General features: G+C 67.8%; 9 protein-coding genes and 1 pseudogene. 9 read left to right on the top strand and 1 reads right to left on the bottom strand.

Annotation, left to right across the window (positions count from 1 at the left end):
* Positions 1 to 143, top strand: a pseudogene (locus ACEZHJ_RS00240) (erythrose-4-phosphate dehydrogenase); the annotation flags it as partial.
* A gap of 69 nt (positions 144 to 212) precedes the next feature.
* Here ACEZHJ_RS00240 and glpK read toward each other — a convergent pair.
* Positions 213 to 1,700, bottom strand: a complete 1,488-nt coding sequence (gene glpK, locus ACEZHJ_RS00235) for a glycerol kinase GlpK (protein ID WP_375036103.1) — start codon at positions 1,698 to 1,700, stop codon at positions 213 to 215.
* 172 nt (positions 1,701 to 1,872) lie between these two features.
* Between glpK and ACEZHJ_RS00230 the strand changes: the two genes are divergently transcribed.
* The 8 genes from ACEZHJ_RS00230 (at position 1,873) to ACEZHJ_RS00195 (ending at position 10,572) form a co-directional block, all read left to right on the top strand.
* Positions 1,873 to 2,724 (top strand): DeoR/GlpR family DNA-binding transcription regulator, encoded by an 852-nt coding sequence (locus ACEZHJ_RS00230; RefSeq protein ID WP_163141517.1) that lies wholly within the window; start codon positions 1,873 to 1,875, stop codon positions 2,722 to 2,724.
* A gap of 109 nt (positions 2,725 to 2,833) precedes the next feature.
* Complete coding sequence (glpD, locus tag ACEZHJ_RS00225; protein WP_163141520.1) at positions 2,834 to 4,381, top strand: glycerol-3-phosphate dehydrogenase; 1,548 nt, start codon at positions 2,834 to 2,836, stop codon at positions 4,379 to 4,381.
* Between the two features lie 75 nt (positions 4,382 to 4,456).
* Entirely contained in the window at positions 4,457 to 5,548 is a 1,092-nt protein-coding gene (locus ACEZHJ_RS00220; protein WP_026321277.1) for an ABC transporter ATP-binding protein, read from the top strand.
* A gap of 13 nt (positions 5,549 to 5,561) precedes the next feature.
* The gene (locus tag ACEZHJ_RS00215) at positions 5,562 to 6,647 is read left to right on the top strand and encodes an ABC transporter ATP-binding protein (protein ID WP_018719767.1); all 1,086 of its coding nucleotides are present in this window, start codon (positions 5,562 to 5,564) and stop codon (positions 6,645 to 6,647) included.
* 25 nt (positions 6,648 to 6,672) lie between these two features.
* Positions 6,673 to 7,539 (top strand): carbohydrate ABC transporter permease, encoded by an 867-nt coding sequence (locus ACEZHJ_RS00210; protein ID WP_018719766.1) that lies wholly within the window; start codon positions 6,673 to 6,675, stop codon positions 7,537 to 7,539.
* A 123-nt stretch (positions 7,540 to 7,662) separates the two neighbouring features.
* Positions 7,663 to 8,415: a carbohydrate ABC transporter permease gene (locus tag ACEZHJ_RS00205; protein WP_375036104.1), complete on the top strand. Its 753-nt coding sequence runs from the start codon at positions 7,663 to 7,665 to the stop codon at positions 8,413 to 8,415.
* A 16-nt stretch (positions 8,416 to 8,431) separates the two neighbouring features.
* The gene (locus tag ACEZHJ_RS00200) at positions 8,432 to 8,719 is read left to right on the top strand and encodes a DUF2160 domain-containing protein (RefSeq protein ID WP_375036102.1); all 288 of its coding nucleotides are present in this window, start codon (positions 8,432 to 8,434) and stop codon (positions 8,717 to 8,719) included.
* A 95-nt stretch (positions 8,720 to 8,814) separates the two neighbouring features.
* Positions 8,815 to 10,572: an ABC transporter substrate-binding protein gene (locus tag ACEZHJ_RS00195; protein ID WP_375036101.1), complete on the top strand. Its 1,758-nt coding sequence runs from the start codon at positions 8,815 to 8,817 to the stop codon at positions 10,570 to 10,572.
* Positions 10,573 to 10,766 lie beyond the last annotated feature (194 nt).

Genomic DNA, 10,766 nt, shown 5'->3' with positions numbered 1-10,766 from the left:
CGCGCTCGTCGGTGTTCGACGCCACGCTCACGAAGGTCACGGGCGGGACGCTGCTGAAGGCGTGCGCATGGTACGACAACGAGTGGGGCTTCTCCTCGCGGATGCTCGACACCACCGTCGCGCTCATGAACGCCGGGCGGTAATGCCGGGCCGCCGGACCGGGGGCGGGGTTTCCCCGAAGACGGCCGTGCCGGCGGTCCGGTCGTCCGCCCTCAGCGCGAGGTGACGCGGCGGACGGCGTCCGCCCAGCCGGCGAGCTGGCGCTCGCGCTGTGCCCGGGGCAGGTCGGGGTCGAATGCCCGGTCCGTCTGCCATTGCGAGCGGATCTCTTCCAGCGAGCCCCAGATGCCCTGACCGATACCCGCGAGGTAGGCGGCCCCCAGGGCCGTGGTTTCAATGACCTGCGGGCGCACCACGCGCTCGCCGACGATGTCCGAGAGGGTCTGCAGGAACCAGTCGTTGGCCACCATGCCGCCGTCCACACGCAGCTCCGCGGCGGCGCCGGCGTCCCCGGCCATCGCGACCAGCAGGTCATGGGTCTGGTAGCACACGGACTCCAGCGCCGCGCGGGCGAGCTCCGCGACGCCGGTGTCCCGGGACAGGCCGAAGATCGCGCCGCGGGCGTCCGGGTCCCAGTGCGGGGCGCCCAGGCCCGTGAACGCGGGCACCATGTAGACCCCGGCGTTGTCCGGCAGCTCGCGGGCAAGGCGTTCCGACTCCGCTGCGGTGGTGATCACGCCGAGGCCGTCGCGCAGCCACTGCAGCGCCGCACCGGCGACGAATATCGAGCCCTCCAGCGCGTAGGTCGGCCGGCCGTCGATGCGGTAGGCGAGGGTGGTGAGCAGATGATGGCTGGAGGCGACCGGCGTGTCGCCTGTGTTGAGCAGCGCGAAGCAGCCGGTGCCGTAGGTGCTCTTCACCATGCCCGGTGAGAAGCAGCACTGGCCGACTACGGCGGCGTGCTGGTCGCCGGCGATACCGCGTACCGGGATGCTCCGGCCGAAGATGTTCGGCAGGGTCTCGCCGAAGTCCGCCGCGCTGTCGTGCACCGCGGGCAGCAGGGCCCGGGGTACGTCGAAGAGTGCGAGGAGGTCGTCGTCCCAGTGCTGCTCGCGGATATTGAACAGCATCGTGCGCGATGCGTTGGTGGCGTCGGTGGCGTGGACCCGCCCGCCGGTGAGCCGCCACAGCAGCCAGCTGTCCACGGTGCCGAAGGCGAGCCGGCCGTCCCGGGCACGCTCCCGCGTGCCGGGGACGTTGTCCAGGATCCAGGCGATCTTGGTCGCCGAGAAGTAGGGGTCGAGCAGCAGCCCGGTGCGCTCGGTGACCGTTGCCGCGGCGCCCTGTCCGCGTAGCTCCGCGCACCAGTCGGCGGTCCGGCGGTCCTGCCAGACGATCGCCGGGGCGACGGCGTGGCCGGTGTCCCGGTCCCAGATCACGGTGGTCTCGCGCTGGTTGGTGATTCCCAGGGTGACCACTGTCGCGCCGCGCTCGGCCGCGTCGTCCATCGCCTGGCGGCAGACGGAAACGGTGGACTGCCAGAGGTCCTCCGGGTCGTGCTCCACCCAGCCGCTGTGCGGGTAATGCTGCGGGAACTCCTGCTGCGCGCTCGACACGATCCGGCCTTCGAGATCGAAAACGATCGCCCGCGAGCTCGTCGTGCCCTGATCGATGGCCAGAATGGCCTGCTGCTGCGCCATGACTCTCCTCCGGTGCCGCGTTCTCCCGTGTCCAGGCCGTCGCCGTTATGTGCAGCGTGGCGCGGGAGGCGCTATAAATGCGCCAGTGGTGGTTCGCAAAAACCACTGGCATGTTCGTTTGCGAACAGGGAAAGTAAACTGTAATCACGCCGGACCGTCAACGGGAGGAAGTATGACCGAAGGCGCCGAGCAGCCGGCACTCAACCAGCGTCAGCAGGCGATCCTGGGGTTCGTCCGGCAGCAGGGGTTCGTCTCCGTCGAGGCCCTCGCCGAGCATTTCGGGGTGACTGCGCAGACGGTTCGCCGGGACGTCAACGCGCTGTGCCGGCTCGGGCGGCTGCGGCGTTTTCATGGCGGTGCGGGACTGCCCTCGACGGTGGAGAACGACGCCTACGCCCACCGTCAGGTGCGCTGCCTCGAGGAGAAGCAGCGCATCGCCCGGGAGGTGGCGGCGAGGATACCGGACCAGGCCTCGCTGTTCCTCACCCTCGGCACGACCACCGAGGAGGTCGCCAAGGCGCTGCTCGGACATGCCGGGCTGCGGGTGATCACCAACAACCTCAACGTGGCCCATATCCTCAGCGACAACGCTACCTTCGAGGTCATCATCGCCGGCGGCGTGGTGCGTCACCGCGATCGCGGCGTGACCGGCGAGGCGACCATCGACTTCATGAAGCAGTTCAAGGTCGACTTCGCCGTCATGGGCATCTCCGGTATCGATGACGACGGCACGCTGCTCGATTTCGATTACCGGGAGGTCCGGGTGCTGCAGGCGATCATGGCGCACTCGCGCACTATATTCCTGGTCGCCGACCACACCAAGTTCCACCGCAACGCGATGGTGCGCCTCGGTCATCTCTCGGAGGTGGATGTGCTGTTCACCGACAGCGAGCCGCCGTCGGCGATGCAGCGCTGCCTTGCCGAAGGCGGTGGCTCGGTGGTGGTGGCCGCCGCCGACGGCACTGCGCCGGCGGTGCGACGCGTTCGTGACGAATCCCCCGAAGAATGTTCAAACGAAAATTAATGTAGTGATTTGAAAATATACAGACGCGTGCTAGGTTAGATACCGAACATGACAACACCCCGCGGCGGGACTGCCACCGGCGGCGTGGGCGGTGCGGAACGGAGCACGCATGGCGAGGAGAGAGACATTCGATCTGCTGGTCGTGGGCGGGGGCATCAACGGTGCCGGTATCGCCCGCGACGCCGCCGGCAGAGGGCTGTCCGTGGCGCTCTGCGAGCAGGGTGATCTCGCGAACTTCACCTCCTCGGCGAGTACCAAGCTCGTCCACGGCGGGTTGCGCTACCTCGAGTACTACGAGTTCCGGCTCGTGCGCAAGGCGCTGCAGGAGCGGGAGGTGCTGCTCGGTATCGCACCGCACATCATCTGGCCAATGCGCTTCGTCATGCCCCATGTGCGCGAACTCCGCCCGGCGTGGATGATCCGGCTCGGCCTGTTCCTCTATGACCATCTCGGCGGTCGCCGCCGGCTGCCGTCCTCCTCGGGCATCGACCTGACCCGCCACGTCGCGGGGGAGCCCCTGGCTCCCGGTTTCCGGCGCGGCTTCGTGTATTCCGACTGCTGGGTCCAGGACGCGCGGCTGGTCGTGCTCAACGCCAGGGACGCCGCCGAGCGCGGTGCGCGGGTGATGACACGCACGCGCTGCATCGCCGCCCGGCGGGACAGCGACGCCTGGGAGGCGACCCTGCAGTGCACCCGCACCGGCCGGGAGTGGTCGGTGCGCGCCCGCGGTATCGTCAACGCCGCGGGCCCGTGGGTGGGCCGTTTCCTCGGCGAGGCCGCCGGCATCGAGCAGAGCCGCGACGTCCATCTGGTCAAGGGCAGCCACATCGTGGTGCCGCGGCTGTTCCACCACGAATATGCCTACATCTTCCAGAACACCGACGGGCGCATCGTCTTCGCCATCCCCTACGAGCAGGACTTCACCCTCATCGGCACGACGGACGTCGTCCACGAGGGCAATCCCGCGGAGGCGGAGGCGTCCCGCGAGGAGATCGAATACCTCTGCGAGGCGGTGAACCGCTACTTCGAGCACCAGCTGCGCCCGGAGGACGTGGTGTGGACGTACTCCGGGGTGCGCCCGCTCTACGACGAGGACGACAACGACAACGCCTCGGCGGTCAGCCGGGACTACCTGCTGGAACTCGATACCCGGGCGGCGCCGCTGCTCAACGTATTCGGCGGCAAGCTCACCACCTACCGCACGCTCGCGCGGGAGGCCATGGACAAGCTCGTCCCCGAGCTCGGCGGCTCCGGGCGTGACTGGACCGGCGAGGCCTCACTGCCGGGCGGGGACATGCCGGACGCGGATTTCGGGGCGTTCCTCGAGGCCGTCCTGAGCCGTTATCCGTGGCTGCCGGAGCGCCTCGCCTGGCGGCTGGCGCGCAACTACGGCACCCGCATCGAGCGGATACTCGGCACGGCGGATGGTCTGGACGGGTTGGGCGAGCATTTCGGCGACGACCTCTACGAGGCGGAGCTGTCCTACCTGCGCGACGAGGAGTGGGCGCAGACCGCGGACGACGCCCTGTGGCGGCGCAGCAAGCTCGGGCTGCGGCTGGATGTCGCGGCGCGCGCGCGCGTGCAGCAGTGGTTCGAGGCGTTCACACTCCCGGCAGGCGGTGACGCCGTCGACGCCGTGCCCGAGCAGGACGGCTAGCAGACAGGGGCGCCGCGCATCGCGTCTGAGGAACACGATGCGTGCGCCCGGGGAATTGCGAGGAGGAGATCCGCAGTGACGCTATCACTGGAGCATGTCAGAAAGGTCGTGGGCGGCGACACCCACCTCTACGACCTTTCACTGTCCGTCGAACCCGGCAGCTTCAACGTGCTGCTCGGCCTCACCGGGGCGGGGAAGACCTCGGTGATGCGCCTCATGGCCGGGCTGGACAGGCCGAGCAGCGGCCGGATCGTGATGAACGGGCGCGACGTCACGCGCGTGCCGGTGCGCAAGCGCAACGTGGCGATGGTCTACCAGGAGTTCATCAACTACCCGGCGTTCACCTGTTTCGACAACATTGCCTCGCCGCTCAAGCTCGCCAGGCTCGGCCGCCAGGAGATCCGCGAGCGTGTGCACCGCGAGGCGGAGCGGCTGCACATCGAGCACCTGCTCGAGCGCATGCCGGGCGAGCTTTCCGGCGGCCAGCAGCAGCGCCTCGCGATGGCCCGCGCGCTGGTGCGTGACGCGGACCTGCTGCTCATGGACGAGCCGCTGGTGAACCTCGACTACAAGCTCCGCGAGGAGCTCCGCGAGGAGATGCGCGAGATCTTCCGCGAGCGCGACGCCATCGTCGTCTACGCCACCACCGATCCCATGGAGGCGTTGACCCTCGGCGGCAATACCGCCGTGCTCCACGAAGGCGAGCTGATCCAGTACGGCGCGACCCCCTACGTCTATCACCACCCGGCCTCGGTCGCGGTGACCCAGGTGTTCAGCGATCCGCCGATGAACCTGTTCGAGGCGCGCGTGGATGACGGGCTTGTCCGCGTCGGCGATAACGAGCCGGTCGAGCGGCCGGCACACTTCGCGCAGCTCGCGCCCGGGCGTTACCGCGTCGGCGTTCGGCCGTCCCACGTCACCGTGGCGCCCCGTACCGACGCGGACCTGGTGGTGCGCGGCGACGTGGACATCGCCGAGATCACCGGTTCGGAGACCTTTATCCACATGCGCCGGGGCGAGGCCGAGTGGGTAGTGCAGGCCTCGGGGGCGCACCCGTTCGAGCTGGGTCAGACGCTGTCGGTGCACGTCGACCCGCGGCACCTTTTCGCATTCGACGACGACGGCCGGTTGATGGCGTCGCCGACCCGACGCCGCGTGGACGCCTGAGGAGAGAGCCGAGATGGCCCGAATCGATCTGGAGAAGCTGGCCCATTCCTACATGGCGCGTCCCGCGGGGCCGGCGGATTACGCGCTGCGGCGCATGGACCACGTCTGGGAGGACGGCGGCGCGTACGCACTGCTCGGCCCCTCGGGCTGCGGCAAGACGACGCTGCTCAACATCATTTCCGGGCTGGTGCGCCCGAGCGAGGGGCGGGTGCTCTTCGACGGCGAGGACGTCACGGACCTGCCGCCGGAGCACCGCAACATCGCGCAGGTGTTCCAGTTCCCGGTCATCTACGACACGATGACCGTGCGCGAGAACCTCGCCTTCCCTCTGCGTAACCGCGGCGTTCCCGCCGCCCGCATCCGCGAGCGCACCACTGAGATCGCGGAGATGCTCGATCTCTCCGATTCCCTCGACGCCAAGGCCGCTGGCCTGGGCGCGGATGCCAAGCAGAAGCTCTCCATGGGGCGCGGGTTGGTGCGCGAGGACGTGGCGGCGGTGCTGTTCGACGAGCCGCTCACGGTCATCGACCCGCACCTCAAGTGGCAGTTGCGGCGCAAGCTCAAGGAGATCCACGAGCAGCTCCGGCTCACGCTGGTCTACGTCACCCACGACCAGACCGAGGCGTTGACCTTCGCCGACAAGGTCGTGGTGCTCTACGAGGGCCGCGTGGTCCAGCTCGGCACGCCGCAGGAGCTCTTCGAGCGTCCCGAGCACACCTTCGTGGGGTACTTCATCGGCAGCCCGGGGATGAATTTCCTCGACTGCCGCCTGGAGGGCGGCCGCGCGCTGGTTGACGGCCACGCCATCGAGCTCCCCGCGGACGTGGTCGAGTGCGCCGGCGCGCAGACCGGCGCTCTGAGGATCGGCATCCGTCCGGAGTTCCTGCGTTTCGCCGGCGAGGGCGAGCGCGGCGTGCCGGCGCGGGTGCTGGAGGTGGAGGACCTCGGTAACTACCAGATCGCGACGGTGGAGATGGGCGAGGGCCGGCGGCTCAGCCTCAAGCTCGACGAGGACACCGCCGCCCCGTCCGAGGGGGCCGAGCTCGTGTTCCCGCCGGAGTGGACCAAGCTTTACGCCGACGAGCAGCTGGTGGGCTGACGCGGTAGCGGGAGGAGAAACAACCATGCACAGACCCGTCAATCAACGCGCCTGGCTGATGGTGCTTCCGGTGGTGTTGGTGGTGTCGTTCAGCGCGATCATCCCGCTGATGACGGTCGTCAACTATTCGTTCCAGGACTTCTTCCGCGGCCAGGCCATCTGGGTCGGTACGGAATGGTACGTGGACATCCTCACGGACCCGGAGCTGCAGGCCGCCTTCGGCCGCCAGCTGCTGTTCTCCGGGCTGGTCCTGCTCATCGAGATACCGCTGGGTGTCGGCATTGCGCTGTGCATGCCCAAGCGCGGCGTCGCCTCCTCGGCGGCGCTGGTGGCGCTGGCGCTGCCGCTACTGGTGCCCTGGCGCGTGGTCGGCACCATCTGGCAGGTGTTCGGCCGCGGCGGGATCGGGCTGCTCGGCGTGGCGCTCAACGCCCTCGGCATCGATTACAACTACACCGGCGATCCGCTGGACGCCTGGCTGACGGTCATGGCCATGGAGGTCTGGCACTGGACCTCGCTGGCGGTGCTGCTCGCCTACGCCGGGCTGCAGTCCATCCCGGACGCCTTCTACCAGGCCGCGCGCATCGATGGCGCCTCGCGCTGGGCGATCTTCCGCTACATCGAGCTGCCCAAGCTCAAGGGCGTGCTGATGATCGCGGTCCTGCTGCGCTTCATGGACAGCTTCAAGATTTACGCCGAGCCGTTCACGCTCACCGGCGGCGGGCCGGGTTCGTCGACGACCTTCCTGAGCCAGCAGCTCAACACCATTGCCATCATGCAGAGCGACCTCGGCCCGGGCGGCGCGTACTCGATCATCTACTTCCTGATCATCCTGCTGTTCAGCTACGTCTTCTACCAGGCGATCACCAACATCGGTAAGGACAACAAGTGAGGCGGTGCCATGAGTGAGCGTCGATCAACCGCAACACCGCCCGCTGCCGGACGCCGGCGTCTGAAATCCTCGGGCGCCTCCCGCGTGCGCTACATCTGGCTCGGGCTGTACCTGCTCTTCCTGATGCTGCCGCTGTACTGGCTGGTGAAGATGTCCTTCCAGCCGACGCCGGAGATCCTCAGCTCGTTCCGGCTGTGGCCGGCGGACTTCACACTGGAGCACTACGCCACGATCTTTACGGACCCGACGTGGTACTGGCCGTTCCTGAACTCGATCATCTACGTGGCGATGAACACGGTCATCTCGCTGGCCGTGGCGCTACCGGCGGCCTACGCGTTCTCGCGCTACAGTTTCCTCGGCGACAAGCACCTGTTCTTCTGGCTGTTGACCAACCGCATGGCGCCGCCGGCGGTCTTTCTGCTGCCATTCTTCCAGCTCTACAAGACGGTGGGTCTGTTCGACACCCACATCGCCGTGGCCCTGGCGCACACGCTGTTCAACGTGCCGCTGGCGGTCTGGATCCTCGAGGGCTTCATGTCCGGGGTCCCGCGGGAGGTGGACGAGACCGCCTATATCGACGGTTACAGCTGGCCGCGGTTCTTCACGCTGATATTCCTGCCGCTGATCAGGGCCGGCGTCGGCGTCACGGCCTTCTTCTGCTTCATGTTCAGCTGGGTGGAGCTGTTGCTCGCCTCCCAGCTCACCAGCACGAACGCCAAGCCGATCGTTGCGGCGATGACGCGCACCCAGACCGCCACCGGCATCGACTGGGGCCTGCTTGCGGCGATCGGTGTCCTGACGGTGGTGCCCGGCGCCCTGGTGATCTGGTTCGTGCGCAAGAACATTGCCAAGGGCTTCGCCCTCGGGCGGGTATGAATCGGGGGGAGACGCAATGACTTTCACGCTGGAATGGATGCTCTGGACCACGCCCACCGCGATCTTCTTCGCGGGGGTCGCGCTGATGCTCGTGGTCTTCGGGGCGTTGGAGTTCGTCTATCCAACGGTGGAGCGCCGGGGCCTGCTGCCCATCGCGACGACCCGGGGCGACCGCCTGTTCATCGGTCTGCTGGGCAGCGCCTACATCCATCTCGCCTGGCTCGGCATCGCCGGGGCGGGCGTGCTGTGGGGCGCCTCGATCGTTTCGCTGATCTTTATCGCCGTAATGCTGCGTTACGGCTGAAACCGGCTTGGAGGGGGGTGCGGACGGCTCGGCGCGATCCGTCGGCAGCCAGCCAAGAAAGAAGCCAGATCCCATCTGAGGAGAGGAGAGTGATCATGTCTTCCAAGACCCGTGTCAGGCAGTGGACGGCACTGGCCGCCGCCACTGTCTTCAGTGTCTCCGGCGCGATAGGTGTCGCCCAGGCACAGTCCAAGACCTACCAGGAACGCGTTGATATCGCCCGCAAGTGGGTGGAGAACGAGTTTCAGCCCTCCACGCTCTCGGTCGAGGAGCAGATGGAGGAGATGAAGTGGTTCATCAAGGCGTCCAAGCCGTACCGGGGCATGGACATCAAGGTCGTCTCCGAGACGATCTCGACTCACAAGTACGAGTCGAACGTCATGGCCAAGGCCTTCTCGGAGATCACCGGGATCAACATCACCCACGACCTGATCGCCGAGGGTGACGTGATCCAGAACCTGCAGACGGAGATGCAGTCGGGGCGCAGCATCTACGACGCCTATGTCAACGACTCCGATCTCATCGGCACGCACTTCCGCTACGGCGACGTGGTCCCGCTGTCGGACTACATGGAGGGTGAGGGCAAGGACGTCACCCTGCCGACGCTGGATGTCGACGACTTCATCGGCCGGGACTTCGTGACCGCGCCGAACGGCAAGATGTACCAGCTCCCGGACCAGCAGTTCGCGAACCTGTACTGGTTCCGCTATGACTGGTTCCAGAAGCCCGAGCTGCGCAAGCGCTTCAAGGAGCGCTACGGCTACGATCTCGGTGTGCCGGTGAACTGGTCCGCCTACCAGGACATCGCCGAGTTCTTCACCAAGTACGTCAAGGAGGTCGACGGCAAGAAGGTCTACGGCCACATGGACTACGGCAAGAAGAGCCCGTCGCTGGGCTGGCGCTTCACCGACGCGTGGCTGTCCATGGCCGGTGCCGGCGACAAGGGCCTGCCCAACGGCAAGCCGGTGGACGAGTGGGGCATCCGTGTCGAGGACTGCCACCCGGTCGGCTCGCTGATGTCCCGCGGCGGCGCGGTCAACAGCCCGGCGTCGGTCTATGCCCTGGAGAAGTACATCGACTGGCTCAAGGCCTACGCGCCGCCGGAGGCCTCCGGCATGACCTTCTCCGAGGCCGGGCCGGTGCCCGCGGAGGGCCACGTCGCCCAGCAGATCTTCTGGTACACCGGGTTCACCGCGCCCATGGCCGATCCGTCCAAGCCCGTGGTGAACGACGACGGCACGCCCAAGTGGCGCATGGCCCCCTCGCCCCACGGTCCGTACTGGGAAGAGGGCATGAAGCTGGGTTACCAGGACGTCGGCTCCTGGACGCTGCTCAAGCACACGGATGCGAAGCGCCGCAAGGCGGCCTGGCTGTACGCGCAGTTCACCACGGCGAAGTCCACCTCGCTGAAGAAGGCGCACGAGGGCCTGACCTTCATCCGCGACTCCAACATCAACGACGAGTCGTTCACCGAGCGTGCGCCCAAGCTCGGCGGCCTGGTGGAGTTCTACCGCAGCCCGGCCCGTGTGCGGTGGACCCCGACCGGGACCAACGTGCCGGACTATCCCAAGCTCGCGAGCCTCTGGTGGCAGGCGGTGGCGGACGCGGTCACCGGCGCCAAGACGCCCAAGGCGGCGCTCACCTCGCTCGGCGAGGAGCAGGACCGGGTGATGGCCCGCATCGAACGCGCCGGCATCCAGGACACCTGTGCCCCGCGGATGAACGACGAGCGTGATCCGCAGTACTGGCTGGACCAGCCGGGTGCGCCCAAGCCGGCGCTCTCCAACGAGAAGCCCCAGGGCAAGACCGTGCCCTACGACCAGCTGGTCAAGAGCTGGCAGGAAGAGGGCTGACAGGCCGGTGACGCGTCCGCAGTGACGCCGCCCGGGGCGGGTGCCGCCCCGGGCGCCTTTCTCTGATACCGCGGCGGGCGGGCCCCGGGCCCCCGGCGGGCCCCCCCCCGGACCAAAAACCAGCGCGCCGCGGCCAACCCCCCCCGCCCCCCGCGCCGGCCCCCCCCCCCCACGAGGGGTGTGATAAGCAAAAA

The organism is Arhodomonas sp. KWT2 (genome assembly GCF_041949875.1).
GTDB classification, from domain to species: domain Bacteria; phylum Pseudomonadota; class Gammaproteobacteria; order Nitrococcales; family Nitrococcaceae; genus Arhodomonas; species Arhodomonas aquaeolei.
This window is presented reverse-complemented; position numbering and strand designations above follow the sequence as displayed.

Coding starts and splice junctions, on each gene's coding strand:
- glpK (WP_375036103.1), bottom strand. CDS start 1,700: ATGGCGCAGCAGCAGGCCATTCTGGCCATCGATCAGGGCACGACGAGC.
- ACEZHJ_RS00230 (WP_163141517.1), top strand. CDS start 1,873: ATGACCGAAGGCGCCGAGCAGCCGGCACTCAACCAGCGTCAGCAGGCG.
- glpD (WP_163141520.1), top strand. CDS start 2,834: ATGGCGAGGAGAGAGACATTCGATCTGCTGGTCGTGGGCGGGGGCATC.
- ACEZHJ_RS00215 (WP_018719767.1), top strand. CDS start 5,562: ATGGCCCGAATCGATCTGGAGAAGCTGGCCCATTCCTACATGGCGCGT.
- ACEZHJ_RS00210 (WP_018719766.1), top strand. CDS start 6,673: ATGCACAGACCCGTCAATCAACGCGCCTGGCTGATGGTGCTTCCGGTG.
- ACEZHJ_RS00205 (WP_375036104.1), top strand. CDS start 7,663: ATGCTGCCGCTGTACTGGCTGGTGAAGATGTCCTTCCAGCCGACGCCG.
- ACEZHJ_RS00200 (WP_375036102.1), top strand. CDS start 8,432: ATGACTTTCACGCTGGAATGGATGCTCTGGACCACGCCCACCGCGATC.
- ACEZHJ_RS00195 (WP_375036101.1), top strand. CDS start 8,815: ATGTCTTCCAAGACCCGTGTCAGGCAGTGGACGGCACTGGCCGCCGCC.